A 25,975-nucleotide genomic window follows, 5' to 3' on the forward strand; every position below is an offset into this window, starting at 1 on the left:
CGAAAGAAGGAACAACATTGCAAAACAAAGCAGCAAACAGACTTATTTTATTAGGCATCAGTTTACATAGCATATATTGGTTGTTTATATTATTTTTGTTTTTTCATTTCAAACATCAGTTTGACGCTTATGCCGTTTGGAATCCAAATGTCACGGACGGATATATGGAGGCTGGGACTTTCGTAGCTGCGCTGAAATTGATGATCTACTCAGGCACGTTGTTTAATTTGGGCCTCTTGTTCATTTTGAGCTTGCTGATAGTGATATTAGCACAGTCGATCATTTTTATTGCCCTGGAAATCGCTGCTTACGTGAAAATCAAAAAAGATCCGTTTTCTCCATGGGGATCTTTTATTTTAGCAATGGGCATTAAAAACATTTTCACGAACTTATCAGGGATTCCGTTTATGGCTGCCGGATTCATTCTTCATAAGCAGCAGGAACCGAAAGAGGCAGTTGTACAGCCGGCCGCGCGAAGGAAAGCAAGGCGAAATCCTGCATTGCTTATGAAAAAGGCGGCGAAAGCTAGAAAACGAAGAAATGAAGGTACAAAGTCTTAGTTTTTAGTTTTCATGTATTCTATTTTTTATGAGACATTTGTAATGAAAGCGTTGACATTAACAAAAACGGGTGCTAAAGTATAGTTACAAACTAATATCAGCAAGTTTCTTATGGATTGTTACTGCTTTTGCAGGCAAAACCTAAGTTGCGTACAGCTTTCTGGGAGATTGTCCCGTTAAGCCGGCGTAATTTAGGTTTTTTTTATACCCAAAATAAGGAGGTGATGTGAGATTCCGAGAATTCTTTGCGGCAGAAAGGCAATAAAAAAGCCGGGTGAAGGCGGCCACCTTCAGTCCGGCAGATTCCCCCAAAAGAGGAGGTACTCATATGGATTATAATAAAGTATCGAAGGACATTTTACAACTCGTGGGCGGTGAAGAGAACGTACAGAGCGTGATTCACTGCATGACAAGACTGCGTTTCAATCTTTATGACAACGCGAAGGCAGACCGCGCGAAACTGGAAAGTCTGCCGGCTGTAATGGGCACCAACATCAGCGGCCAGCAGTTTCAAATCATCATTGGAAATGATGTGCCTAAGGTGTATAAAGCGATCATTGCCAACAGCGGGCTCAGCGATGAAAAAGCGGGCGAGCAGCAAGCTGGCAAAAAGAAAAACGTGCTGTCCGCCATTTTTGATGTGATATCAGGTGTATTTACGCCGATTCTCCCGGCGATCGCCGGAGCGGGTATGATCAAGGGGATCATTGCGATCGCCGTCACGTTCGGCTGGATGAGCGAAAATAGCCAGGTCCACACCATTTTATCGGCCATCGGCGACGGAGCATTTTACTTCCTGCCGATTTTGCTGGCGGTCAGCGCCGCGAGAAAATTCGGCAGCAATCCTTATGTAGCGGCGGCGATTGGAGCGGCGATTCTGCATCCCGATCTGACAGCGCTCCTCGGTTCAGGAAAAAGCATTTCCTTTGTCGGATTGCCTGTAACCGCTGCCACTTATTCGTCAACCGTCATTCCGATCCTGCTCGCGATTTGGATTGCATCTTATGTTGAGAAATGGATTGACAGAGTCACCCCGACTTCGTTAAAGATGATTTTTGTACCGACGCTGACGCTGCTGATTGTCGTGCCTGTCACATTAATTACAGTCGGTCCGCTCGGTGCGATTGCAGGGAACTATCTGTCAATCGGTGTAAACGGTTTATTTGAAAACGCCGGTTTAATCACGATGATCCTTTTAGCCGGAACGTTCTCGCTGATCGTCATGACAGGAATGCACTATGCTTTCATTCCGGTTATGTTCAACAACATTACGCAAAACGGCTACGATTATTTGATACCTGCGATGTTCTTGGCGAATATGGGGCAGGCTGGCGCGTCATTTGCCGTCTTCCTGCGATCCAGAAATAAGAAATTCAAATCATTGTCGCTGACGACAAGCATCACGGCTTTGATGGGGATTACAGAGCCGGCGATGTACGGTGTCAACATGAGGCTGAAAAAGCCGTTTGTCTCCGCGCTTCTCGGCGCCGCTGTCGGAGGAGCATTTTACGGCATCACCGGCGTAGCAGCATATATTATTGGCGGAAACGTCGGTTTGCCTGGAATTACGACGTTTATCGGCCCGACTTTTATACAGGCAACGATCGGGATCGTCATCGCGTTCTTTGCCGCAACAGCGTTTGCTTTTGTATTGGGATTTGAAGACATTCCGTCAGATGAAGCCGATGAACCGGCGGCTGCTCCTTCTACGGCTGGCGGTAGTGAGATCATTCAAAGCCCGCTGAAAGGCGAAGTCAAAGCATTGAGTGAAGTGGATGATGCGACATTTTCAGGAGAAGTCATGGGAAAAGGCGTCGCCATTGAGCCTGAAGAAGGCAAAGTGGTGTCGCCGGTATCAGGCACGATCACAACCGTTTTTCAAACGAAGCACGCCCTCGGCATCACAAGCGACAATGGAGCGGAAATTATTATCCATATCGGAATTGACACGGTGAAATTAAACGGGGAGCACTTTACTGTGCATGTCAATAAAGGCGACGCAGTAAAGCCAGGAGACCAGCTTGTCTCATTTGATATGGATGCGATTAAGGATGCAGGCTATCAGTTGATCACGCCGGTTATCATTACAAATACGGACCGGTACCAGTCGATCAAGCCTTTGAAAACGGATGAAAGCGTTGACATTGAGGAAGCGCTGATCGCGCTGGCGTAGAAAGAGGAAAGCCTGACAAATTTGGATGAGGTGAAAGGATATGACTGAACAAACGAAAAAGTTTCCTGAAAGTTTTTTATGGGGTGGAGCGGTTGCTGCAAATCAAGTGGAAGGCGCCTATAATGTCGGCGGCAAGGGACTCTCGACAGCCGATGTGTCGCCGAACGGTGTCATGTATCCATTCGATGAGTCGATGGAGTCATTGAACCTTTATCATGAAGGCATCGATTTTTACCATCGCTACAAAGAAGATATCGCTCTTTTCGCCGAAATGGGATTTAAAGCGTTCCGGACATCGATCGCCTGGACACGGATTTTTCCAAACGGCGATGAAACTGAACCGAATGAAGAGGGACTCGAATTTTACGATCGCCTCTTTGATGAGCTATTAAAATATGATATTGAGCCGGTAGTGACGATATCCCACTACGAAATGCCGCTCGGTCTGATTAAAAAATACGGCGGCTGGAAAAATCGGAAAGTGATCGAGTGCTATGAACATTATGCGAAAACGGTTTTCACCCGCTATAAAGACAAAGTGAAATACTGGATGACATTCAATGAAATCAACATGGTTCTGCATGCGCCGTTTACAGGTGGAGGCCTTGTATTTGAAGAAGGCGAAAACAAGTTAAATGCGATGTACCAAGCGGCGCACCATCTATTTGTCGCAAGCGCTCTTGCCGTTAAAGCGGGGCACGACATCATTCCGGACGCTAAAATCGGCTGCATGATTGCCGCAACGACGACATACCCGATGACCCCAAAACCGGAAGATGTGCTCGCCGCGATGGAGAATGAGAGAAGAACGCTGTTTTTCTCGGACGTACAGGCACGCGGGGCTTATCCGGGTTATATGAAGCGCTTCTTTAAGGAAAACGGAATTACGATTGAAATGGCTGCAGGTGATGAAGACATCTTGAAGGAAAACACCGTCGACTATATCGGTTTCAGCTATTACATGTCAATGGTCGCGAGCACGAATCCGGAAGACTTGGCAAAAACGGGAGGCAACTTGCTCGGAGGGGTTAAAAACCCGTACCTTGAATCGTCCGAATGGGGCTGGCAGATCGATCCTAAAGGGATCCGCATTACGCTCAATACATTGTACGACCGCTATCAAAAGCCGCTTTTCATTGTTGAAAACGGGCTCGGCGCCGTCGATGTCGTCGAAGAAGACGGTTCGATTCAAGATGACTACAGAATCAACTATTTGCGCGATCATTTAAAAGAAGTAAGAGAAGCAATCGCGGACGGCGTCGACTTAATCGGCTACACATCATGGGGCCCGATCGACCTTGTCAGCGCATCCACCGCCGAAATGAAAAAACGCTACGGCTATATTTATGTCGATCGTGACAATGAAGGAAACGGCACGTTTGCAAGAACGAGAAAGAAAAGCTTTTACTGGTATAAAAATGTGATCGAAACGAATGGCGAGAGTTTGTGATATTTAAAAGAGCTGTCCTTTACAGGACAGCTCTTTTTTTCTCTGTAGCGCATGAAAACGATTTGCTATACACTTGACTTAGAAAAAAGATAAAAAGCGCGGTGAGGCAAATGTTTAAACTGCTGTTGATCGAAGACGATGAATCGCTGTTTCAGGAAATAAAAGAACGGTTAACCGGGTGGTCATACGAGGTGTACGGCATCAACGATTTCAGCGAAGTGATGCAGGAGTTTGCGGCGATTAAGCCCGATTGCGTCATCATCGATATTCAGCTGCCGAAATATGACGGGTTTCATTGGTGCCGGCAGATCCGTTCCCGTTCTAACGTTCCGATTCTCTTTTTATCTTCGCGCGACCATCCTGCTGATATGGTCATGTCCATGCAGTTCGGAGCGGATGATTATATTCAGAAGCCGTTTCATTTTGACGTGCTGATTGCCAAAATCCAGGCGATTTTCCGCCGTGTTTACGACTATAATGCGGAGCCTGAAATTCTCAAGAAAACGTGGTGTGGTGCAACCGTTGATCCCGAACAAAACCGCGTCAGCAATAAAGCGGGTTCGATTGAACTGACAAGGAATGAAATGTTCATTTTAAAACAATTGATCGACCAAAAAAACAAAATTGTCAGCAGGGAAGAATTGATGAGAAGTTTATGGAACGATGAGCGCTTTGTCAGCGATAATACGCTGACGGTCAACGTAAACCGTTTGAGAAAAAAACTCGATGCCTTGAACTTGGGGCAATATATCGAGACGAAGGTCGGCCAAGGCTATATGGCGAAAGATGAAGGATGATGAGAATGCTGAAAGCATTTTTGACCGAGAGGCGAAGCTGGATCGCCATATTTGTCTTGCAGCAGATCCTTTTTCTGTTTATCGCTTATGTCGATGCATCCATTCCTTTTACGTCGATTTTGTATATGACCTATTTGTCCTCGTTTATTTTTATCGTTTTTGTACTTGTCCGCTTTCGGAAGGAAACGAAGTTTTATAAAAGTCTTGAAGAATGGGATCACAATCTCGATGTGACAAACATTCGAGAGGCGGAAACGCCTTTCGAAAAGATGATTGAAAAAAGCATCACCGAGCAAACGAAACAGTTAAAGAAAGAGGCGGCACAGCATCGCATGGCATTGGAGAATGAAAAAGATGAACTCATGGCCTGGATACACGAAGTCAAAACGCCGCTTACCGCCATGCATTTGATCATGGAGACGATCGACGATCATTCATTAAAATCGAGGCTGGCGTATGAATGGCTGCGCATCCACCTGCTGCTCGACCGCCAGCTTCATCAAAAGCGGATGTCATTTATCGAAAATGACTTGTCCCTCGAAGTCCTAAAGCTCAAACCTTTGATCTTTAAAGAACTAAAAGATTTGCAATCATGGTGCATTCCAAAAGGGATCGGGTTTGATATACAGCTGGAGGCCGGGGAAGTGCTCAGCGATGCGAAATGGCTGTCTTTTATTATGAGGCAGCTGCTGACAAACGCAGTGAAATACAGCGAAGCATCCGATATTATAATTAAAAGCTATGAACAGGATGGCCAGGTGCATCTCGCAGTTCAAGACTTTGGACGGGGCATCGATCCAAAAGATAAACCGCGCGTGTTTGACAAAGGCTTTACATCAACAATGGAGCATCATGATTATGCCGCCACGGGAATGGGGCTGTACTTGACGAAAAAGGCGGCAAAGCCGCTCCTGATTCATATCGAGGTTGATTCTAAACTGGGAGCGGGTACAACCTTTACGCTGATTTTTCCGAAGCGGAATGAATTTTCCCGTGTGCTTGGCGTGTGACAAAAATGTCACACGCTTTTCTTTTTTGTTCGCTTAATCGAAGGAAAACGGCTGCCCTCCTTTCTATAATGAAAATATCGAGTAAAAAGGAGATTTAAAAATGATGATTTTAGAAGCGAAAAAAATACGAAAAAGCTATGGAAATAAGCACAATAAACACGAAGTGTTAAAGGGAATCGACCTTCAGATCCAAAAGGGTGAATTTGTCAGTATTATGGGTCCGTCAGGTTCAGGCAAAACAACATTGCTCAATGTTCTGTCCTCCATTGATCAGGTGAGCGGCGGAACGATTGCCATCAACCAAGCTGAGATGACGAATATGAAGGAAAAACAGCTTGCCGAGTTCAGGAAGCAGCATTTAGGATTTATCTTTCAAGAATACAATTTGCTCGATACGCTGACAGTGAAAGAAAATATCCTTCTGCCGCTGTCGATTACGAAAATATCAAAAAAAGAAGCCGGTCAAAAATTTGAGGAAGTCGCGAAAGAATTAGGCATCTTCGAGCTGAAAAATAAATATCCGAATGAAATTTCCGGCGGGCAAAAACAGCGCACATCAGCAGCAAGGGCGTTTATTCATGAACCGAGCATTATTTTCGCTGACGAACCGACCGGTGCGCTTGATTCGAAATCAGCATCAGACTTGTTAAACAAGCTGAGCCAGTTAAATCAAAAGCGCCGGGCCACAATCATTATGGTCACCCATGATCCCGTCGCCGCGAGTTTCTGCAGCAGAGTGGTGTTCATTAAAGACGGACAAATTTATACGCAGTTGAATAAAGGTGAACAAGACAGGCAGATGTTCTTCCAGGACATCATGAAGACGCAAGGCGTGTTAGGCGGGGTTCAGCATGAGCATTAATCAGCTGATCTTCCGCAACCTGAAAAAGAATATACGGAACTATTACCTTTATGTGTTTGCGTTAATCTTCAGCGTGGCGCTTTATTTTGCGTTTGTTACGCTGCAGTATGATCCGGCGATCGATGAAGTGAAGGCATCGATAAAAGGCGCAGCGGCTTTGAAAGCAGCTTCCATTCTCCTTGTGGCAGTAGTCGCGGTTTTTATTTTGTATGCCAATACGATTTTTATTAAGCGGCGCAGCAAAGAAATCGGTTTATTCCAGCTAATCGGCATGAGGAAGCAAAAAATCTTCCGCATCTTAAGTTTGGAAAATGTCATGCTGTATTTCGGCTCTTTGGTCATTGGGGTGTTTGCCGGGTTTTCGATCTCAAAGCTCGTGCTTATGACTTTATTTAAAATAGTAGATGTTCAAGCTGAAGCCGAATTGAATTTTTCCGGAGAAGCGCTTGTGCAAACTGTCATTGTATTCTGCGGAATCTACCTGCTGGTGATGGTGATGAATTATACGTTTATCAAAAAGCAAAGCATTTTATCATTATTTAAAGCGACATCAGCTACGGAAGATCAGGTAAAGAGAATATCCGTTTTTCAAATGATCATTGGCTTATTGGGCATCTTGTTTATTTTGTCGGGATATTATATTTCCACTGAGTTGTTCAGCGGAAAGTTCAAGACCATAGATGAGCTGTTTTATGTGATGAGCTTTATTCTCGGTACCGTTATTATCGGAACGTACCTCTTTTATAAAGGATCGGTCAGCTTTGTCTCCAACATCATCCGCAAAAGCAAAGGAGGCTACTTAAATATTTATGAAGTGCTGTCCCTTTCATCGATCATGTTCCGGCTGAAATCAAACGCTCTATTATTAACGATCATCACCACTGTTTCGGCACTGGCGATCGGTTTGTTATCCCTGTGCTATATTTCGTATTACTCCGCGGAGAAAACCGCTGAACAAAGCGTGGCGGCCGACTTTGCCATGACAAATCAAAAAGATGCAAAACAGTTCGAACAACTATTGGATAAAAACAACATTTCATACAGCAAAAAAGAAGTTCATGTCACTCAGGCGACTTTCAATCTGGAACAAGTTGTCGAAGGGGATCCTGAAAATATGGCTGGCGACCCGGGGAAATTACCCCTCGCCGTGGTCAGCGATGCAGAAATTGACGGGATTGACGTGCATAAAGGAGACGTCATTTTCTCAGGATATACCGACCTTCTCCAGAAATTTATGGCTTTAAAAGAGACCGGTGCCGTTAAGGTAAAGAGCAGGCATGAGACAATCCCATTAAACTATTTAGGCTTGAAAAAAGAGTCGCTCTTATCCTTCAACTTTACCAGCGGCGGATTGCCTGTAGCCATTGTGGATGATGCGCTGTTTAAACGTTTGAACCAAGACAAAGATCCAAAGCTGCAGCAGAAGCCGAGCCTTTTTTACGGGATCAATTTAAAACATGAAGATCAGCTTCAGCAGGCAAATGAATTGTTTGCAACAGTGAATCAAAATGATCAGCATTTATCGCTCCTCGATGCAAGTACAGCTCAAAAATCGCTTTTCGGCCTTGCCATGTTTATTGTAGGTTTTTTAGGACTAACGTTTCTGATCACATCAGGATGCATCCTTTATTTTAAACAAATGGACGAAAGCGAGGATGAGAAACCGAATTACACGATTTTGAGAAAACTCGGTTTCACGCGCGGGGACCTTCTGAAGGGGATACGAATCAAGCAAATGTATAACTTCGGCATTCCATTGGTTATCGGGCTGTCTCACAGTTACTTCGCTGTCCAATCCGGCTGGTTCTTATTCGGAGCAGAGGTGCGGACGCCGATGATCATCGTGATGGTGCTGTACACCGTCTTGTATTCTATTTTCGGTTTGCTGTCCGTTCTTTATGGCAAGAGGGTGATCAAGTCGGCGCTGTAGCTGAGTCGTGTGGAATCTCGTGTCGCCCGGCGGCAGTATCAGACGCATGAAAGGGCTGTTCCCGAATGGGGGCAGCTTTTTTTGCTTTACTAAATGAATATAAAAAAATGTAATTTTTATTGGTTTTTAATACCTTAAATATTTTAGGAATATTGTAACAGTTCTATGCATCGGTTAAAATATACATAATAATGAAGCTAAACGATGGAAAAGGTGATTCATGCTGAAAAAGAGAGACCGTTGATTTTGAGTTTGTGATTCAACCATTTTGATGCAAAAGAGCGAGTAGTCTTTCTTTTGGGGACGGCTACATTTCAAATGACGCTATGAATGCTTGCTGTCAGAGACAATAGAGAAGGAAAAGTGGAAAGGAGTTTTCTATTGGGGTTTTGGGAAGAAGAACATAAAAACAAGAACATTATGATCGGTGATGACGGATTGGACATCCTTCACGAAGCAGTAGAGAAATTCTATAAAATGTCCAAGAAGCATTTGGATAGGGAACCCACTTTAGATGAATTTTTCGTAACACTGCTTAATGTACTGAACACAAATGGAGATTCATTTTTTCCGGAGCTAAACGAAAGACAAATTACAGATATAAAAGCTTTAATAAAAAAAACAAAGTCCCTATCAAAAATTGTGCCCGGCGCTATTATTGAGATTCCCTTAGAGGAGATAAATAAATACAGCTATGCATGGGTTTTGGAAGGAAACTTGGCAAAACGTAAAGATGATGATGTGCTAATTCAGTATTATGACATTTTTGTAGATCAAAAGCTGAGTAAAGCTATGATACTTGATTTACTAAAAGAAGAAAATAAGCTATTTGTAGCAAATACAAGTTACACTGGTTTTTTACAAGATGATTGGAAGGTTGTTTCTAAAGCAACTCAAGATTTGTTGAATCAATATGATGAATCCAAATTAAGATTTATTACTTATGAGGATGGAAGGTATTTCATTAGTGAAGGGAAAGATGGCTCCTTAGCCGGAGATGATGAGTTAACAGAAATAGATCAGAAAACAGGTAAGGCGATTTATAACCCAATGGGAATATTTGGCCATTTATGTATAGAGAAGATTCTAATTAAGTATTTTAACGGCACTTCTATGGAAGACATCATTAAGTATGAAACATGAATAAATATCCAGTGTGTGGCTTGATATATTAATTAGGAGTAGCCATGGTATCTGTTAAACGCTCATAAAAAACCATGAGCTTTCGGAAATTGGATTAGCGGTATGGCATTTTATGATTTTAAATCAGTTTCCAAACGATTATATTAATAGAAATCTAATTACACGTTATGCTAAAGATATATTTTATCAAAAACTAAAAAGTGACACATTTAAATTAGCCAAAGACATCAACGGAGGTGATGATCGTGCTCGAAAATAAAGAAGCGATTCTTGCATTGCTTGATGATTCATTCAAAAAGGGAGAGTTTCCGTTGCTTGATAACGGAAATTTCGATTTCGCAAAAGGCAAACTTTCGGTATTTGTTGAAGGGGATAACTGGCTCTTGACGTTTCAGTTGTTCGGATTGTCAAAATTGGGGCCGGCCATTGATTTTCATGCGCTGGGCAATCAACTAACCAATCATGAAGCAGGCTTTTTAGTTGATGAGCCGTTTATGTTTTTGGGTGAAAAAGGAAACAGATTAGAGTTGGAGGATGTGGAAACCGGTTTCACAAAAAATCCATTTAGTGTGGTCCTTAGAGAGAAAGTATTTCATTTTTTCATTGAGCAGGAAGTGCAAGCAAATATTAATGCGGAGAATGAATGGATTACCTGTTTGAGGCAGATGAGTAAGAACCGTTTATTTCTCGACACTCTCTGGCTGACAAAACATGAACAGCTCCAAACTGCTGATCTCCCGTCAATGTATGACCCATTGTATACAACAGAAACGTGGATACATCCAGAAACAGAAAAGGATTTGCCAAGTCTTTCTCCTTTCTTTCAATCAATTGCCGAAGCAATTTGCCGTAAAAAGGCAACATATCTATCGGATCATGCCGATGGAAACACAGAGTGGTCAATGTGGGCATACACAGATTCTGTCCATTATTTTTAAAAAAGTATTTAAGGGAGAAATACATTGATTAAAAGTAGAGAAATTCTTAGTTTATTAGACGATGAATTTAGTGAATTAAACCGACCGATTTTTGAATGGCGCGAATGTAACTATATCGGCAGTAAATGTACGTTAATGCGTTTAAATAAAGAACATTGGTTACTTTCAATACAATGCTTTCAAATAGATGATAAAGGGCCTTTTCTGTCTATTCATGCATACAGCAACAGTTTTTCAGACAACTACAGCTTAATCATTATTGACGACTTCTCTTTAATGACCAAAGCAGGTGAGCTTGTAACGTATTATGAAAGTAATCTAGATCAATTAAGCGAAATATCCAAAATTGAAATTGCGGAGAATCTTTACTGTATAAAAGCTAACCAGAGAAACAGATACCAAAAGCAGACAAAAGAAGGAGCATGGAAAACATACTTTAGAAATCTGTTTGAAGATCCTTCTTTTAGAGAGGCCCTTTGGATAAAACCAAAAAATCTTCTAAATGAGTTAGGGCTACAATGCGATTATGAAGGAGTATACGAAACAGAGAATTGGGAGTATCCCGATTATTTAACTAACCCAAGTGAATTGGTTTCATTTCAATCATTTGCAGAATATCTTGAAACTGGACGATGTCCGGTTTGTGCAGGAGTCCCAAATAATGATTGGAAAAAGTGGGAAGATTACGATATCGACTGAAGCATGTAAGAAAGCCAATATCTACACTATGTGGGGAGAATCACATTCGATAACAAAAGAGGTGTCAGATGTGGAAAAACCTGAATTATCGGACTGTATCTGTAAAATGAAAGAGGTGCTAAAAGGAGGTATGACCAGAGAGGAACTTTCGGATTGGGCAGGGGGTTATGTATACGCTGACGATCCGGAAGTAGAAGATGAGAGGGTATGGAATTTGTTGATTTTACTAAGCGGATTCGATTTAAAGGATTCACCTGAAACATATTTGCATGATAAAGAGGAACTAAAGGATTGGATAGAAGAATACTGGAACGGCCCTTGGTGAGGTGAGAAAGTGCAGCAACGAACGTTTCGATTAGGAAAAATAGATATCTACTTTCCCGACTCTGTCATCAAAAAATATTGGTTTTATGCAGATGTGGCAGCATTATTGAATCAAGAAACGACGGAGCAGGCTGTCTCTCTCATTAGAAAAGAATTAAAGCAAAGAGGATTCGGGAGGATAGCCTTTGATTCAGAAGCCGATGGAACTTCAGTTTCCTATCGGGATGGCCAAAAAGTGTTTGAAGTGGCCGCGGTTATAAATGAACTGCATAATCCTTCCTTTATGGTTTCTCAAGAACTGCGCGACAGTTTTAAAGAAGAGATCGCGAACTATAAGATTCCTAAAGGACAAAAATATAAAATTGGGGATAAGATCATTGTACCTGAAAGGCATAACACTTACTTTCATGTCATGCAGATGATAGATGAGTATGAAGGCAGTGCGGTCTGCATTCTGTTCAATAAGGTTTACAAGGGAATGGACGAGGCGGCTGCAGCAGAAATTGGGAAAGACTTATTAAAAGAACACGTCTTCGCGGCAGTTTGTTTACAAGAACGCTATATTATCGATTATACCTTTAAGGTTATCAGCTCAAATAATGAGCCGCTCGCTCGTGTATTGTATACAAATCGAAGAAACCGTTTATTAGACGAAACCTTTCCGGATATATCAATTCAAGAATTGTTTGAGTTAGAACGGAATGCTGCAAATAGTGACTTTATGAAGGAAAGCAGACAAAAGCTATCATATCTGACCTGGATTAACTAGAAGGAGTGCGGTCCGTGTGTAAATTAAATACCGAGTCTTTGACGAGTATAGGAAATCTGGATGTGATCAACCTTCTGCATTACCATTCACTGTACTCATCCGATCTTCTGTCAAATAATGACCTCATTACATTTTTTGAACATCTCGATTTTAACCAGATTCTTATCGAAGTTATGGGAGCGCCCGGTTTCATAGAGGAAATGATCCCATTCATTGAAGATAAACAATTTACTGTAAATGCCCTATCAAAAAGGCTCATCCACGTTGAGTGCATGTTGACTAAAGAAGAATTGCTAGAAAGACGTAAGCTGACAGAATACCTCTCTTTTCTTGCTTCAATCAATGATTTTGTTGTTTTAATAGCAGACCCTGTTCACAATAAAAAATATTTTAACAGCGTGACTCAAAAGGTTGATGTACGTATCGAATCAAAGGAGAAGGTCATCTGGTTTGAATTTGATGCGACTGATGTATATGTCGTGGAATAAAGCGTTATCAAAGGAGGCGTTTTTCTACCCTGACAGAATAATAATAAAGGACTGAATAAAAGAGGTGAGTTCTTACTTTTTAGAATCCGGTGGGCATTAGATATTGAAATTCTAAACATATTGAAAAGGTTGTGGGACACTTTAAATTTTATTAAAAGAATTGAAGATTTATATCAAGAGGATAATTACGGGTGCGAGCCCGTTTATTGGTAGTTTGTTTTCTTAGGAGGAAACCTTTTGGAACATATCTTTTACGGAAAAAGCTTCAGTCGACCGATCGGCTATAAAATCATGTTTGAAGAGTCACCGCGAGATGATCATCATCATGTCGGTGGGGATGAGTGGAATCTGCCGAATTGCAGGCTCTGCGAGACTCCGATGCATCAGCTTGTTTGTCTTGATTTAAAGGATGACCGGCTGAGCGAGTTGAGAGGGGAGCACTGTGAAGAACTGGTTTTGTTTTCATGCTTAAATTGTTCAATGCTCTGGGAGGAGCAATTTTTTAAGCTCGATTTTCAAAATCGCTCTGCAGCTGTCATCAAACAAGAACAGGAAGAGTTTGAAAAGGCTGATGACGAAGATCAAATACCGGCTCCGTTGCGGCATGTCCCGGTTTCGCTTGTCGAGATGGAAGCTGAAGATTATCCTACTTCTGAAGAGAGGTACGATGAGATTTTTACAGCACTCGGGACCGCATATTTTGGCCGCGTATTTGGCAAGCCTTTGCTCGCAGAAGACGAGCTTGATTTGACTTGCTGTGAATGCGGACAAGACATGACGTTTGTCGCTTTAATAACAGGTGAGAATGACTTCGACGAAAAATATGGAGATTTGTTTTTTGGAGAGGTGATCCTTTATTTTTCGCTCTGTCCGGCATGTCATATTCTTAAAGTCGAAGCTCAAAGTATATAAACGTGATTGTGAAGGACGATGAACAATGGACATTTGGTCTGATTTAGCGTTTGATGGCACTCATCCTGAGGTGTGTTTTAACGGTTCACGAATTTTCACGAACCGTGAATATGAGGCATACCTTGAACAAGCCTGCCATTTTATCTATAAGATCCTGCCCGGAGAGGTGGGTAAGAAGAAGGAATTTCAAATTGGATTTTCGCTCAGAAGTCCATCTGACGAACCCTGCCGTTCCAGGCTTTCCATGCTACTCAGTCAGAAAGCATCATGACATTGAATCAGGCCGGTATTTGGGCGGATTACAAAAATATCTTGAATGGAAAGCGCGCGATGTACGCAATGATTAAGCTCCAATTATCTTTTGACAAAACAAAATTTTTGAAGATCCGCGGGTGAATGACAATGAAGAAAAGATACAGATATTATCGGCTTGATGCTGATACTGTAAATCAACTGAATGATACGGACAGGCGCCTATCAGGGCCGCTTCCGGCCGACTTGGATGCGTTTGAACAAGACGGGCACGGCTTTTCAGGGGATTTTTACGAGTATTTTGCGCTCGTCGCCGGCAGTTTAGGTTACGTTTTGGCGGATAAAAAAATGCCTAAGGCGCAGCGCCAATCATTAGAAAAATCGTTTTTTGAAGTTTATCCAATAGACAAAATCGAAAATTACCCTGAGACTTTTCATGTGGTAGCCATGCATGAAAACGTCAGGAAATTGTTGTGTTCGATCATAAACCGCAGGAAGACTTGATCATACCAATACAGAGGTGACCATAGTGGAGTTGTCCAAACACGAAAAGCTTAATCTGGAAATACCGGAGTTTTCACCGGTTCATATTAAAGAAATTATCCGGTTTCAATACTACAAGGAATTTCATGAAGGGAAAGACATCAGCTCAATCGACATGACGGTTCTCTATGAAGATGAGAATGACAGCTATCATATTGAATTGACATTTAAGGAGGTTTCTTCTGTTCGGTTAACCGATTTTGAAGGCCGGCATGGCGGTTTCAAAATCGATCAATTAAACGCCGGCTGGGAGAATATCAATTATATTGTTGAAGATTATGAAGACGGGACGTTTCAATTTTATTGCCATACATATGATGTTTCACGCATTGAGCGAATCGTGCCAGGGCTCCACAAAAAAGAGGTCGAGGCTTTATTAAAGGCTTCGAAAGAGAAGCGGTACGAGTATTTTATTAAAAGAATCGCCGATTTTGAAGAGGTATGGTCATTATATGGCGACGGCTGGGTGATGACGGAGGATGATGACGGCCGCAAAATGATTCCATTCTGGCCGGCCAAGGACTACGCCGAATTGTGCGCAGTACAGGAATGGAGCGCATGCACAGCCAGACCGATCGATCTCGAAGACTTTGTGAATGAGTGGCTGCCGGGCATGAAAGAAGACGGGATTCAGCCGTCCATCTTTTTCAACTCAAGAGACGCTATTATATTACCGATCGATTCTCTCTTGGAAGACATCTTGGCGGAATTGGAGAATTATTAAAGGGTTAAACATCAACCGCAGCAAAATCCGCTCTAGCAGAAACCAACCAATAAGGTCAAACAGACAAAGGAGAACGATACCCATTGAGCTGGACCGTTTTAAGCAGCCGGGAAAATGATGAAGTGTGGACAAAGGTGAATCGGATCGTCAAATGGAAGCCCGGCCTTCAATGTTCAAGGATGAAGCCGCCGCGGCCGTATATTGTCTATGATGTGTCCGCTGGGTTTAAAGAAGACGGCCGGTTCCTTACTGATTTGGAGGAGAAGATGATCGGGGCCTTCAAGGCGTGTACAGGTCCGCTGGAGACGATGTATGCGCTCGATTGGCAGCATGAAGGATATATGTTTCATCCGCACGGACCGCTTCCTAAAGATGAATATGGGGATTGGCCGATTCCTCTTTTTCCGAATGGGGATTACTATTTCTTTTTCCAGCGTGATTTTGAATGGGGCGTGCTTGGCGACCCTTGGCGGAAAACGATGACTCTATATGGAGAAAAACTCCTTTATCATATTGAACATCATCCACCGATTATTTTCAGAAAGGCATAATCAAAAGCCCGTCGGACTCATCCGATGGGCTTCCTCATTTCCTACAGCTCAACCTTGTAGAGCGTTTGCCGCTGTCCGCCGCCCGGGCCGCCTCTTGTGCCCTGCTGTGCGGAGCTGTCTGTACTGTTCGTTGTACTCCTGTATTGGTCAGACGAAATTTCGGTTCCGTTTTCTTTGATCCAGGAGACGAGCTCCCTGTTGCCTGAGTTGTCGTCGCTGATCAGAAAGTATTTTACTTTTCCTTCTTTGACGAGGTTTTTCAGCTCACTGACCGACAGGATCGGATCAGTGCCGTTGAAGCCTCCGAGCGCCATGACATTTTCGTCGGCATTGATGATATATGGGGCTGCGGTTACTGTTGTCAATGTCGCGAACAGGTACTCTTCGCCCGTATGATGTTCTCGGAGGTATGTGAGCAGCCCTGTGTCCACGTCCGAGCTGAACATTCCGCCTCCGTTGGAGCGTTGCAGCTGAGGCCCTGATTCAGGAAGAACGCTGTTTCCTCCGTAAAGGATCGGTGTTGCCGACCAATAGACCGGTGCCAAAAGAAGCACGCACAAGCTGATGATGGTGAGCTGCTTTCCGAATGGATGGCTTCGCTTCAGCATCAGTAAGGCGATGGTGACACCCAGCCCCACGATTCCCATGACATACATCCAGGCGCTGCCGATTTGGTTTGTATAAGCACTTAAAATGTACACTTGGAATGCTGCTGTCGTCAGAACGGCTGCCGGCAGCAGATAGCTTGCCCAGTCTTTGTGATTTTTGTAAAGGCCGTACATCGCGTACCATCCGATTCCTGACAACGCGGCGATCGGCGGCGCCAGCATAATCAAGTAGTAGTGGTGGAAGAAACAGGCGATGCTGAAGAAACCGGCAACAGGAACGAGCCATGCAGCCCAAAAGATTGTTTCTTTCATTTCGCCTGTTTTTTCGCGGCTGCGGAACCAGCTGATAATCATGCCGAGCAGTCCGAATAATGCGAATGGAAGCATCCAGCTGATTTGGCCCGATAAAGCCGATTGGAAGAGCCGCAGCGGTCCTGCGTCACCGGTGCCGAACATGTTCATGCTTTGTCCGCCGCCTTGACCTCCGCCCGGTCCGCCTCCGGTTGGCGGCTGACTGCTGCCGTTTGCCCCTTGAGAACTGCCGTCGGTCGCACCACCCGCGGCCGGCGGCTGCATTGCACCGTTTTGTCCATTGGAGCCGCCGGACGAACTGTTTCCGTCTTGAGTTTGCGTATTGCCGTTGGTCGTGCTGCCCGTGCTCGGCGGATGCATCATGCCGTTTTGTCCATTGGAGCTGTCGGATGAATTGTTTCCGTTCTGAGCTTGCGCATTGCCGTTCGGCTGCTGCATGTCTCCTCCAAAACCGTTCATATCGCCGCGGGCGTTGCCCGTCGTCTGGCCGAGCAGCCGCTCAGTGCCGTTGTAGCCAAAAGCCAGTTCAAGCACGGAGTTGGTTTGGCTGCTTCCGACATACGGGCGGCTGCCGGCTGATGTATAGTCGACAGCAAGCGCCCAAGAAAGTGAAACGCCGGTGAGAACAATAAGCGATAAAACTGCCGACACGATTTTTTTCTTCCACTTCGCATGCGCCGCGATGAGATAAAACAGCAAGAACGCAGGAAGCACCATGAATGCCTGAAGCATCTTCATATTGAACCCGAGGCCGATGAGACCAAATGCAGCGAGAAGCCAGGTCAGCCTGCCTTGTTTGACCGCCTTCATCAGGCACCATGTACCAAGAAGGAGCGTGAAGACGAGCATGCTGTCAATATTATTCGTCCGGCTTACGGCTACCGCGATCGGCGTCAGCGCCATCACCAGCGCAGAAATACGGGCGGCGCCTTTTCCGAATTTCGGCTTAATCAGTGCGTAAAGCAGATAGACGGAACCCGCTCCTGCAAGCGCCTGCGGCAAAATCACACTCCACGTATGCACGCCGAAGATTTTCGCAAATATGGTCTGAATCCATAAAACGAGGGGCGGCTTATCTACTGATACGAATCCGGAAGAGTCAAATGACGCGAAGAGGAAATTGTGGAAGCTTTGCGTCATGCTTTTGACTGCAGCCAAGTAATACTGGTTGGCGGCATCGTCCTGCCAAATGTTATATGTATTCAGAATAAGAGCTGCCAACAAAATAAGAACCAGAATGACATCAAGTTGTTTGTTTTTTATTTTCATCATCACTTTCACCTCTTTATGTTCCCTATTCTAGAAGAAAAATATGAACAAGTTATGAATAAAAAGAGAACAATCTTTTTTTGTTTGAATGGAAAAAAATAAATATTTTTTGGAAAAAGGTGTGTACTTTTTTATTTTTGCGCTGTATACTGTACTACAACAGAAATATAAAACATAAAACTGTTCTATAAAAAGGAGAGTGACACAAATGAGCTTGAAAAGTCCGATGGAATTTTTCAGAACGCTTCCCAAAAAAACTTGCCCTGAATGCGGCGAAAAGATGGAGGAGCAGGCTGAATCTTACTTTATGGAATGCGAGCGCTGTCTTTCCAAAAAAGGCGAGTAAGCAAACTGTTTTATAACAAAGCATGTAAAGGGGTAGGGAGACATGAAAACAGAGGAGAAGAGAATTCACATAACCGGATCGATGAATCCGCAGTATGAAGAGATTTTGACAAAAGAAGCGCTGCAGTTTATCGGACGTCTTGAGCGTCATTTCGGGGGAAGAAGGCGGGAATTGCTGCATTTGCGGACGATCAGGCAGGCTGAAATTGATCAAGGGAAGAATCCCGGTTTTTTGGCGGAAACAAAGCATATCCGCGAGTCGGACTGGACAGTCGCGCCGCTCCCTCCGGATTTGGAGGACCGCAGGGTTGAAATCACCGGCCCGGTCGACAGAAAAATGGTCATCAATGCTTTAAATTCAGGAGCCAAAGTCTTTATGGCCGACTTTGAAGATGCGAACTCGCCGACTTGGAAAAACTGCATTGAAGGCCAGGTTAATTTGCGGGACGCGGTCCGCGGGACGATTTCTTTTGCGAATGAACAGGGCAAACGCTATGAGCTGAAAAAAAACCCCGCCGTCATCATTGTAAGACCGAGGGGATGGCACTTGGAAGAGAAGCATGTGCTGATCGGCGGCAAGCCCGTGTCAGCAAGCCTGTTCGATTTTGGCCTTTATTTTTTCCATAACGCAAAAGAGCTGATCAAAAAAGGAAGCGGCCCTTATTTCTACCTTCCAAAAATCGAAAACCATCTGGAAGCAAGACTGTGGAACGACGTATTTGTTTATGCTCAAAACGACTTGCGCATTCCGCAGGGCACGATTAAAGCGACGGTTCTCATTGAAACGATCCTGGCGGCTTTTGAAATGGATGAAATCCTCTATGAATTAAAAGAGCATTCAGCGGGACTTAACTGCGGCAGGTGGGATTATATTTTCAGCTTTATTAAGAAATTCAGGAACAGGGATGAAGTCATTCTTCCAGACCGCTCAGCCGTGACGATGACGGTTCCCAACATGAGAGCCTACTCCCTCTTGGCAATTCAAACGTGTCATAAACGCAACGTCCATGCGATCGGGGGAATGGCGGCGCAAATTCCCGCTAAAGACAAACCTGAGATCAATGAAGCCGCATTTGCCAAAATCCGCGAAGATAAGGAACGTGAAGTAAAAGACGGCCATGACGGAACATGGATCGCGCATCCCGGCATGATTCAAACGGCGCTCGATGTATTCAATCAGCATATGCCGTCGGCGAACCAGATTCATAGAAAGCGGGAAGACGTAAAGGTCGAGGAAAAAGACTTGCTGGAAGTACCGAAAGGCCGGATTACAGAAGCAGGCGTCCGTACCAATATCAGCGCCGGCATCCGCTATTTAGCTTCATGGTTGTCGGGCAGAGGCGCCGCTCCGATCGACCACTTAATGGAGGACGCTGCAACCGCGGAGATATCCAGAGCCCAGCTTTGGCAATGGATTCGCCATCCGAAAGGGGTTCTTGACGATGGCCGGAAAGTGACCGCCGGAATGGTCAAGATGATGAAAGAGGAAGAAATGCAGAAAATCTTCGAAGCAGCCGGCATGGAACGTTTTCGGAACGGCCGGTTCGAAGAGGCCGGACAGTTATTTGAACAGTTGATTTTGGATGATGAATTCGCGGAGTTTCTAACGATACCCGCTTATGAAAAAATGTGATGGGGGAATGTGCGATGCTGAAAGAAAAACAACTCGCAGAAAGCTGGGAGCATGAAGAACGCTGGAAAGGGATCACAAGGCCGTATGAGGCGGCTGACGTCATTCGGCTGAGGGGCACGCTCGAGATTGAATACACGATTGCAAGGCGTGGCGCCGAAAAGCTGTGGAAGCTTCTCCACACAGAGGATTTCGTCCCGGCGCTGGGCGCTTTGACCGGAAACCAAGCCATGCAGCAAGTAAAAGCCGGATTGAAAGCGATTTATTTAAGCGGCTGGCAGGTGGCTGCCGATGCCAATATGTCAGGGAGCATGTATCCCGACCAAAGCCTTTATCCGGCAAACAGCGTGCCGGAAGTCGTCAAGAAAATCAACCGCACGCTGCAGCGCGCAGATCAAATCCATCATATGGAAGGGAAAGAAGACATCGATTGGTTTGCTCCGATTGTGGCCGACGCTGAAGCAGGCTTCGGCGGGCAGCTGAATGTGTTCGAGCTGATGAAAAGCATGATTGAAGCCGGCGCCGCAGGGGTTCACTTTGAAGATCAGCTGTCGTCTGAGAAAAAGTGCGGGCATTTGGGCGGAAAAGTGCTGCTTCCGACGCAAACGGCGGTGCGTAATTTGATTGCCGCGCGCCTCGCCGCAGACGTGATGGGAGTCCCGACTATTCTTATTGCCCGCACGGACGCGAATGCGGCCGACCTGATCACAAGCGACGTCGATTCATATGATGCGCCGTTTTTGACGGGAGAGCGAACAGCGGAAGGGTTCTTCAAAACAAAGCCGGGCCTTGATCAGGCGATTGCCAGAGGCTTGGCGTATGCACCGTATGCCGATTTGATCTGGTGTGAAACGTCTGAGCCGAATATTGAAGAAGCCCGCCGGTTTGCACAGGCGATCCATGAAAAATTCCCGGGCAAACTGCTCGCCTACAACTGTTCCCCTTCGTTCAACTGGAAGGCCAAACTGGATGACAACACGATCTTGAACTTCCAGAAACAGCTCAGTGAAATGGGCTATAAATTTCAATTTGTCACACTGGCAGGCTTCCACGCCTTAAATCACGGCATGTTTGAATTGGCCCGCCAATATAAGCACCGCGGAATGGCGGCGTACTCTGATCTGCAGCAGGCCGAGTTTGCCAGCGAAGTCCACGGCTATACGGCGACAAGGCATCAGCGCGAAGTCGGAACGAGCTACTTTGATGAAGTCGCCCAGGTTGTGACAGGTGGGACTTCATCAACCACTGCACTGAAGGGGTCAACTGAAGCGGAACAGTTTCAATCATAAAAACGTGAAAAAGCCGCCCGTCATTGGGCGGCTTGCTTGTTGTCTATCAAGTTAGCAATTGACATCATTGGAAGGGGCGGTAAAAGGGTTTTCCCTAATAACAGTCAGTGTCTGATGATTCTTGTTGTTTCTTTTGGCCGGCCGGTTGTCTTTGCTGAAAGAATAGAACAAATACACAGCCATTGTCAAAATCAAGATAAACATCATCATAAATATCCCCTCCAAATTTTTTTGTCTTCACTATATTAGACGAACAAGCTCGGAAAATGTTTCAGAAAATTAACATTTTTCCATAAATATTTTTGATCGCTGCATCTTCTGTATGAAACCCGGCGGTTCTATACAACAATAAACTGAAAAAACTTAGGTTGACATGATAACCATTGATGTGTAGAGTAAAAGTTAATGTAATAGGAAGTCCACTAGGGGAGCCGTAAGCCGGCTGAGACAAGAAGCGATCTTGGACCCTTTGAACCTGATCTAGTTCATACTAGCGTAGGGAAGTGGAGCCGGTGTCTTTATGATTTCATCATACCAAGGCCGCTCCATTTTGGGGCGGCTTTTTTGTATATAAAGCCGCTTGTCCCCCTGTGCCTTCCTTATAAAACCGATTGCTAAGGAGGCTATCTACATGAGTTTTTCCGCAGAACTTCGCCGCGAGGCAGACCCTATTTTTGAAGCCATTTTTGAGCATCCGTTTGTATTGGGGCTGGCGTCCGGGAGGCTGAAAAAGGAGCAGCTTATTCATTATGTAAAGCAAGATTACGAGTATTTGAACGCCTTTATTCAAATCTACGGAATTGCGATTTCCAAGTATCAAAACCGAAAAGACATGGAGATGTTTCATGAGCAGATTTCGTTTGTATTAAACAGCGAAGTGCATCCGCACAACAACCTGTGCCGGGCCGCGGGGGTGGAGTATGAATCTCTGCAGGGCTATCCGCTTGCGCCTTCTGCCCATCATTATATCCGCCATATGCTGACGGCGGCGCACGAAGGTACGCTGGGAGAGATATTAGCCGTCTTGCTGCCTTGTCCGTGGACATATTGGGAGATCGGAAAAAAACTGATGATAGATGTTCAGCCTGATCCATCCCATCCATTTTATGACTGGATCTGTTTTTACGGAAACAGAACCGATTCAATCACGACAAAGTTTTGCGCTCGCCTGGATGAATGGGCCGAAACAGCGGGAAAGGCTGAAAAAGAAAAAATGAAGGAGCTCTTTTTGCAAAGCTGTCAGCTTGAATACGGGTTTTGGGAGATGGCTTATACGGTTGAAGATTGGCCTGTTGAAATGGAGGCGGTGAGACGATGAATTGGAGCATGAAAGAAGTCGTCATGACAGTCATCTTGTCCGTTGCATGCGGCGTCATTTATTTAGGGTGGTCCACCTTGTGGATCCCTGTTTCAGCTATTGTCGGGCCCGTCGGAGCGAACTTTATGTTCGGCATTTGGGTGATCGCCAGCCCGATTGTCGCTTATATCATCCGTAAACCGGGTGCGGCGCTGATTGCCGAGACGGCAGCTGCTGCGGTCGAACTGCTGACCGGCAGCCACTTTGGGTTGTCAGCATTATTAATCGGTGTGTTCCAGGGAGCCGGTGCGGAAATCGCGTTTGCGATTTTTCGCTATAAACGTTATAACTTGTTTACCCTTATGCTTTCCGGTGCGCTTGCCGCGGTCGGGAGCATGACATACAGCCTGATGGCGAACGGTTTTGCCTACTATACGACGCAAACGCTGATCTTGACGCTTATCATCCAAATCATCAGCGGCATTGTACTCGGCGGCTGGCTGGCAAAAGCCGTTGTCGAAGCGCTTGCGAAAACAGGAGTCCTGAACCAGTATGAGATCATGAAGGAACACAGGAAGAAGGATGATGCCGATGCGTTCATTTCTCGGATGCAATAACCTTTCCGTCCGTTTTTATCATCGTCCTGAACCTGTCTTGGACCGGGTCTCGCTGTCGATTGGGCAGGGAGAAAAAGTGCTGATACTCGGGCCGAGCGGAAGCGGCAAATCAACGCTGTTGTCCGTGCTTTCCGGCATTATTCCTGAACATATCGAAGCTGAAGTCAGCGGCGAAGTCAACCGCAGAAAGAGCGCCGGTGTTATGTTTCAGGACCCGGATTCACAGTTCTGCATGCTTCATGTCAATGAGGAAATCGCTTTTAGCCTTGAAAACCGGTCCGTCCCCCCAAAAGATATGGACGGTATCATCTCGGAGCTGATGGAGCTGGTCGGATTAAAGATAGATCAGAAAACGCCGATCGAAACCTTGTCAGGCGGTATGAAGCAGAGGCTGGCATTAGCGTGCCTGCTCGCTTTGGAGCCTGAAGTGCTGTTTTTTGATGAGCCGACGGCGCAGCTGGACCCGGCCAGCCGGAAAGACATCTTTGCCTTGCTGCGTGACGTTTCCCGAAAAAACGGACAGACGATGGTGTTCGTCGAACACGTGCTGGACGGCTGTATCGAGTGGATGGACCGCGTCATTCTTTTCACTGGAAAAGGACAGATCATCGCTGACGGAAAGCCTGAAGAAATTGTGAAACATTTTCAGCCGGAAATGAAAGCGGCAGGTATCTGGCAGCCGAAACTGTACCCTGCGGTATGGGAAGATGTCATCACACAAGATGATCATCCGCTCGCCGTCAAGCTCTCTTCTACATTGAAAATGAAAGAGGAGGGGGCGAAAAACAGGTCTGCAGACAGGGATATATTGATCCGCGCAGAGGACGCAGCGATCGGCTATCGGAAAAAGATCGTGGCCGACGGCATAACCCTTGAGATTCCAAGGGGTGAATGGATTTCGGTCATCGGCGAGAACGGCAGTGGAAAGAGTACGTTTTTAAAAAGCCTGATCAGGCTTGAAGCGGTCAAAAAAGGGCGCATTTATCTGGAGGACCGGGAGCTGAAGAAATGGTCCGACCGTACGCTCTATGAGAAGGCCGGCTTTGTCTTTCAAAACCCCGAGCTTCAATTTATTCGGGACACGGTGTTTGACGAGATCGCGTTCGGTGCGAGACAGCGGGGCTGGCCGGAGGATCAGGTCGAAAGGAAAACAGCTGAATTGCTGCAGGAATTCGGGCTTGATGCTCATCAAAAAGCGCATCCCTTTACATTAAGCCTCGGGCAGAAAAGACGTTTAAGCGTTGCGACGATGCTTTTGTTTGACCAGGATTTGCTGCTGCTTGACGAGCCGACATTCGGTCAGGACGAAAAGACGGCGAAAGAATTGATCAAGCGGTTAAAGGAGCGGCAGGAACGGGGAACGACGATTGTGATGGTGACGCATGACATGGACATCGTAGACGAGCATTCCGGCGAGGTCATCGTATTTCATCAAGGGAAAGCGGCATATCAAGGAACGCCGTATCAATTGTTCTCTGATCAAGACCTGATCCGCCGCTTTTCATTAATACCGCCTCTTCACTACCGGCTCATGCACGAAAGAAAGGAGAGGGTTCTCGTATGAAAAGCAATGGTTCACCTCTTTCGGCATTGAACCCGAGCGCCAAGCTCTTTTCCCACCTCCTGGTCATGTGCATTCTCATGTTTGTTTCAAATCCGAAACCGACTTTTTTCATTTGGCTGTTTGCGGTTGTCATCGGAATTTTTTTCGGAGGATGGACTTTGTCTTATTTGAGTAAACGGCTATTGCCTTATCTCGTCTTTTTTATTCTTGTCTTTTGGATGATGGCCGCTTTCGGAAAAGGCGAGGAAACGATTTGGGAATGGGCCTGGTTCCGCGTCACCGAGGAAAGCGTCGGCAATGGACTGACAATCGCGCTACGGATGCTCGGCTTTGTCACATACGGTCTCTTGTTTACGTCAACAACCGATTTGACCCAGTTTATTATGAGCCTGATTCATCAATGCAGACTGTCGCCTAAGTGGGCCTATGGCTTGTTGGCCGGCTTTCGTTTTGTCCCGCTTTTTCAGTCGGAGCTTTCGCAAATGAAAGCAGCGCATAAAATCAGGGGCTATAAGCAAAAAAACAGCTGGAAGGCGTTTATTCGCTATGCACTGCCGTTGTTTTCGCAAGGCATCCGCAAATCGGAAAGAATCGCTGTTGCCATGGAAGCGAGAGGGTTTACCGGTACAAATGACCGCACCTACTATCAAACAGCGCGGCTTTCCGTTAAAGACTTCGTTTATTTTGCGGGTCTGGCGTCAGTCGCAGCGGGGATTTTGCTCATTTTTTAAGAGGATTTTTTCAGGGCCGCATTGCGGCTCTTTTTTTATAAATCGGGCACTGACGGGCATTCTGTAAAATGTAAACATTTCGGACGTTGACTGAAACATATTGACCTAGACCAAAAAGGTTGTACAATCAATGTGTACCATATGAAAAAAGAAGGATAAAAAAATCCCCTTAAAAGATGGGAGTGGCG

At 45.2% G+C, this 25,975-nt stretch carries 27 protein-coding genes and 1 riboswitch; of the genes, 25 read left to right on the forward strand and 2 right to left on the reverse strand.

Annotated elements, in window-relative coordinates; all coding sequences use genetic code 11:
- The first annotated feature begins 17 nt into the window (after positions 1 to 17).
- The 18 genes from H2R00_RS15800 to H2R00_RS15885 all read left to right on the forward strand — a co-directional run bounded on the left by H2R00_RS15800 (position 18) and on the right by H2R00_RS15885 (position 16,125).
- The gene (locus tag H2R00_RS15800) at positions 18 to 560 is read left to right on the forward strand and encodes a hypothetical protein (RefSeq protein ID WP_154999739.1); all 543 of its coding nucleotides are present in this window, start codon (positions 18 to 20) and stop codon (positions 558 to 560) included.
- A gap of 328 nt (positions 561 to 888) precedes the next feature.
- Positions 889 to 2,733, forward strand: a complete 1,845-nt coding sequence (locus H2R00_RS15805; protein WP_182069725.1) for a beta-glucoside-specific PTS transporter subunit IIABC — start codon at positions 889 to 891, stop codon at positions 2,731 to 2,733.
- A gap of 40 nt (positions 2,734 to 2,773) precedes the next feature.
- Positions 2,774 to 4,183 (forward strand): aryl-phospho-beta-d-glucosidase, encoded by a 1,410-nt coding sequence (bglH, locus tag H2R00_RS15810; protein ID WP_182069727.1) that lies wholly within the window; start codon positions 2,774 to 2,776, stop codon positions 4,181 to 4,183.
- A 110-nt stretch (positions 4,184 to 4,293) separates the two neighbouring features.
- Positions 4,294 to 4,980, forward strand: a complete 687-nt coding sequence (locus H2R00_RS15815; protein ID WP_154999742.1) for a response regulator transcription factor — start codon at positions 4,294 to 4,296, stop codon at positions 4,978 to 4,980.
- Positions 4,981 to 4,985: 5 nt separating this feature from the next.
- Complete coding sequence (locus H2R00_RS15820) at positions 4,986 to 5,990, forward strand: sensor histidine kinase (RefSeq protein ID WP_182069729.1); 1,005 nt, start codon at positions 4,986 to 4,988, stop codon at positions 5,988 to 5,990.
- A gap of 100 nt (positions 5,991 to 6,090) precedes the next feature.
- A complete protein-coding gene (locus tag H2R00_RS15825) occupies positions 6,091 to 6,852 on the forward strand; it encodes an ABC transporter ATP-binding protein (protein WP_154999744.1) in 762 nt (253 codons plus the stop codon).
- The gene (locus H2R00_RS15830) at positions 6,842 to 8,782 is read left to right on the forward strand and encodes an ABC transporter permease (protein ID WP_182069731.1); all 1,941 of its coding nucleotides are present in this window, start codon (positions 6,842 to 6,844) and stop codon (positions 8,780 to 8,782) included. Before H2R00_RS15825 ends, H2R00_RS15830 begins: the two co-directional genes overlap by 11 nt.
- Before the next feature lie 381 nt (positions 8,783 to 9,163).
- Positions 9,164 to 9,925: a hypothetical protein gene (locus H2R00_RS15835; RefSeq protein WP_154997516.1), complete on the forward strand. Its 762-nt coding sequence runs from the start codon at positions 9,164 to 9,166 to the stop codon at positions 9,923 to 9,925.
- Positions 9,926 to 10,170: 245 nt separating this feature from the next.
- Positions 10,171 to 10,863 (forward strand): DUF7003 family protein, encoded by a 693-nt coding sequence (locus H2R00_RS15840; protein WP_182069732.1) that lies wholly within the window; start codon positions 10,171 to 10,173, stop codon positions 10,861 to 10,863.
- A 24-nt stretch (positions 10,864 to 10,887) separates the two neighbouring features.
- Positions 10,888 to 11,562 carry a DUF7003 family protein gene (locus H2R00_RS15845; RefSeq protein ID WP_182069733.1) on the forward strand — a complete coding sequence of 225 codons (675 nt, stop codon included), beginning with the start codon at positions 10,888 to 10,890 and terminating at the stop codon, positions 11,560 to 11,562.
- A gap of 28 nt (positions 11,563 to 11,590) precedes the next feature.
- Positions 11,591 to 11,887, forward strand: coding sequence for a YxzC family protein (locus H2R00_RS15850; RefSeq protein WP_315941042.1), 297 nt, complete (start codon positions 11,591 to 11,593; stop codon positions 11,885 to 11,887).
- Positions 11,888 to 11,896: 9 nt separating this feature from the next.
- Complete coding sequence (locus H2R00_RS15855; RefSeq protein ID WP_154997508.1) at positions 11,897 to 12,655, forward strand: hypothetical protein; 759 nt, start codon at positions 11,897 to 11,899, stop codon at positions 12,653 to 12,655.
- Positions 12,656 to 12,669: 14 nt separating this feature from the next.
- Positions 12,670 to 13,143 (forward strand): hypothetical protein, encoded by a 474-nt coding sequence (locus H2R00_RS15860; protein ID WP_244958247.1) that lies wholly within the window; start codon positions 12,670 to 12,672, stop codon positions 13,141 to 13,143.
- Between the two features lie 237 nt (positions 13,144 to 13,380).
- Positions 13,381 to 14,055, forward strand: coding sequence for a hypothetical protein (locus H2R00_RS15865; RefSeq protein ID WP_182069735.1), 675 nt, complete (start codon positions 13,381 to 13,383; stop codon positions 14,053 to 14,055).
- Positions 14,056 to 14,246: 191 nt separating this feature from the next.
- Positions 14,247 to 14,402 (forward strand): hypothetical protein, encoded by a 156-nt coding sequence (locus H2R00_RS15870; protein ID WP_182069736.1) that lies wholly within the window; start codon positions 14,247 to 14,249, stop codon positions 14,400 to 14,402.
- Positions 14,403 to 14,457: 55 nt separating this feature from the next.
- On the forward strand, positions 14,458 to 14,811 hold the full coding sequence (locus tag H2R00_RS15875) for a YxiJ family protein (RefSeq protein ID WP_182069737.1): 354 nt from the start codon (positions 14,458 to 14,460) through the stop codon (positions 14,809 to 14,811).
- A gap of 25 nt (positions 14,812 to 14,836) precedes the next feature.
- Positions 14,837 to 15,574 (forward strand): DUF2750 domain-containing protein, encoded by a 738-nt coding sequence (locus H2R00_RS15880; RefSeq protein WP_244958248.1) that lies wholly within the window; start codon positions 14,837 to 14,839, stop codon positions 15,572 to 15,574.
- 83 nt (positions 15,575 to 15,657) lie between these two features.
- Complete coding sequence (locus H2R00_RS15885) at positions 15,658 to 16,125, forward strand: DUF2716 domain-containing protein (protein WP_182069738.1); 468 nt, start codon at positions 15,658 to 15,660, stop codon at positions 16,123 to 16,125.
- 41 nt (positions 16,126 to 16,166) lie between these two features.
- Here the strand turns inward: H2R00_RS15885 and H2R00_RS15890 are convergent, their stop codons facing one another.
- Positions 16,167 to 18,308 carry an ArnT family glycosyltransferase gene (locus tag H2R00_RS15890; protein ID WP_182071097.1) on the reverse strand — a complete coding sequence of 714 codons (2,142 nt, stop codon included), beginning with the start codon at positions 18,306 to 18,308 and terminating at the stop codon, positions 16,167 to 16,169.
- A 214-nt stretch (positions 18,309 to 18,522) separates the two neighbouring features.
- On the opposite strand from H2R00_RS15890, the gene yhfH reads away from it, so the two are divergent.
- The 3 genes from yhfH to aceA are packed head-to-tail and all read left to right on the forward strand — an operon-like array spanning position 18,523 to position 21,578.
- Positions 18,523 to 18,660 carry a protein YhfH gene (gene yhfH / locus H2R00_RS15895; RefSeq protein ID WP_023856901.1) on the forward strand — a complete coding sequence of 46 codons (138 nt, stop codon included), beginning with the start codon at positions 18,523 to 18,525 and terminating at the stop codon, positions 18,658 to 18,660.
- Between the two features lie 42 nt (positions 18,661 to 18,702).
- Positions 18,703 to 20,292 (forward strand): malate synthase A, encoded by a 1,590-nt coding sequence (gene aceB, locus H2R00_RS15900; protein ID WP_182069740.1) that lies wholly within the window; start codon positions 18,703 to 18,705, stop codon positions 20,290 to 20,292.
- Between the two features lie 14 nt (positions 20,293 to 20,306).
- A complete protein-coding gene (gene aceA, locus H2R00_RS15905) occupies positions 20,307 to 21,578 on the forward strand; it encodes an isocitrate lyase (protein ID WP_073425251.1) in 1,272 nt (423 codons plus the stop codon).
- A gap of 51 nt (positions 21,579 to 21,629) precedes the next feature.
- Here aceA and H2R00_RS15910 read toward each other — a convergent pair whose 3' ends face one another.
- Positions 21,630 to 21,788 (reverse strand): hypothetical protein, encoded by a 159-nt coding sequence (locus H2R00_RS15910; protein WP_020453503.1) that lies wholly within the window; start codon positions 21,786 to 21,788, stop codon positions 21,630 to 21,632.
- 204 nt (positions 21,789 to 21,992) lie between these two features.
- Positions 21,993 to 22,097, forward strand: a riboswitch (TPP riboswitch).
- Positions 22,098 to 22,209: 112 nt separating this feature from the next.
- Between H2R00_RS15910 and tenA the strand changes: the two genes are divergently transcribed.
- From tenA to H2R00_RS15930, 4 genes are read left to right on the forward strand one after another with little or no spacing between them, the layout of a single operon-like run.
- A complete protein-coding gene (gene tenA, locus H2R00_RS15915; protein ID WP_182069741.1) occupies positions 22,210 to 22,896 on the forward strand; it encodes a thiaminase II in 687 nt (228 codons plus the stop codon).
- Complete coding sequence (locus H2R00_RS15920) at positions 22,893 to 23,492, forward strand: ECF transporter S component (RefSeq protein ID WP_182069743.1); 600 nt, start codon at positions 22,893 to 22,895, stop codon at positions 23,490 to 23,492. The genes tenA and H2R00_RS15920 overlap by 4 nt, the downstream gene beginning before the upstream one ends.
- Positions 23,467 to 25,056 carry an ABC transporter ATP-binding protein gene (locus H2R00_RS15925; RefSeq protein ID WP_182069745.1) on the forward strand — a complete coding sequence of 530 codons (1,590 nt, stop codon included), beginning with the start codon at positions 23,467 to 23,469 and terminating at the stop codon, positions 25,054 to 25,056. The genes H2R00_RS15920 and H2R00_RS15925 overlap by 26 nt, the downstream gene beginning before the upstream one ends.
- The gene (locus H2R00_RS15930) at positions 25,053 to 25,787 is read left to right on the forward strand and encodes an energy-coupling factor transporter transmembrane component T family protein (RefSeq protein ID WP_182069747.1); all 735 of its coding nucleotides are present in this window, start codon (positions 25,053 to 25,055) and stop codon (positions 25,785 to 25,787) included. Before H2R00_RS15925 ends, H2R00_RS15930 begins: the two co-directional genes overlap by 4 nt.
- The last annotated feature ends 188 nt before the right edge of the window (positions 25,788 to 25,975 follow it).

Origin of the sequence: Bacillus haynesii (assembly GCF_014042035.1) — a bacterium.
Lineage (GTDB): Bacteria > Bacillota > Bacilli > Bacillales > Bacillaceae > Bacillus > Bacillus haynesii.

What these genes read in the sequence shown, in the direction of transcription:
- H2R00_RS15875 (WP_182069737.1), top strand. Translation starts at nt 14,458, where the DNA reads ATGAAGAAAAGATACAGATATTATCGGCTTGATGCTGATACTGTAAAT.
- H2R00_RS15850 (WP_315941042.1), top strand. Translation starts at nt 11,591, where the DNA reads ATGTGGGGAGAATCACATTCGATAACAAAAGAGGTGTCAGATGTGGAA.
- H2R00_RS15820 (WP_182069729.1), top strand. Translation starts at nt 4,986, where the DNA reads ATGCTGAAAGCATTTTTGACCGAGAGGCGAAGCTGGATCGCCATATTT.
- H2R00_RS15910 (WP_020453503.1), bottom strand. Translation starts at nt 21,788, where the DNA reads ATGATGATGTTTATCTTGATTTTGACAATGGCTGTGTATTTGTTCTAT.
- aceA (WP_073425251.1), top strand. Translation starts at nt 20,307, where the DNA reads ATGCTGAAAGAAAAACAACTCGCAGAAAGCTGGGAGCATGAAGAACGC.
- bglH (WP_182069727.1), top strand. Translation starts at nt 2,774, where the DNA reads ATGACTGAACAAACGAAAAAGTTTCCTGAAAGTTTTTTATGGGGTGGA.
- aceB (WP_182069740.1), top strand. Translation starts at nt 18,703, where the DNA reads ATGAAAACAGAGGAGAAGAGAATTCACATAACCGGATCGATGAATCCG.
- H2R00_RS15830 (WP_182069731.1), top strand. Translation starts at nt 6,842, where the DNA reads ATGAGCATTAATCAGCTGATCTTCCGCAACCTGAAAAAGAATATACGG.
- H2R00_RS15825 (WP_154999744.1), top strand. Translation starts at nt 6,091, where the DNA reads ATGATGATTTTAGAAGCGAAAAAAATACGAAAAAGCTATGGAAATAAG.
- H2R00_RS15815 (WP_154999742.1), top strand. Translation starts at nt 4,294, where the DNA reads ATGTTTAAACTGCTGTTGATCGAAGACGATGAATCGCTGTTTCAGGAA.
- H2R00_RS15920 (WP_182069743.1), top strand. Translation starts at nt 22,893, where the DNA reads ATGAATTGGAGCATGAAAGAAGTCGTCATGACAGTCATCTTGTCCGTT.
- tenA (WP_182069741.1), top strand. Translation starts at nt 22,210, where the DNA reads ATGAGTTTTTCCGCAGAACTTCGCCGCGAGGCAGACCCTATTTTTGAA.
- H2R00_RS15930 (WP_182069747.1), top strand. Translation starts at nt 25,053, where the DNA reads ATGAAAAGCAATGGTTCACCTCTTTCGGCATTGAACCCGAGCGCCAAG.
- H2R00_RS15805 (WP_182069725.1), top strand. Translation starts at nt 889, where the DNA reads ATGGATTATAATAAAGTATCGAAGGACATTTTACAACTCGTGGGCGGT.
- H2R00_RS15925 (WP_182069745.1), top strand. Translation starts at nt 23,467, where the DNA reads ATGCGTTCATTTCTCGGATGCAATAACCTTTCCGTCCGTTTTTATCAT.
- yhfH (WP_023856901.1), top strand. Translation starts at nt 18,523, where the DNA reads ATGAGCTTGAAAAGTCCGATGGAATTTTTCAGAACGCTTCCCAAAAAA.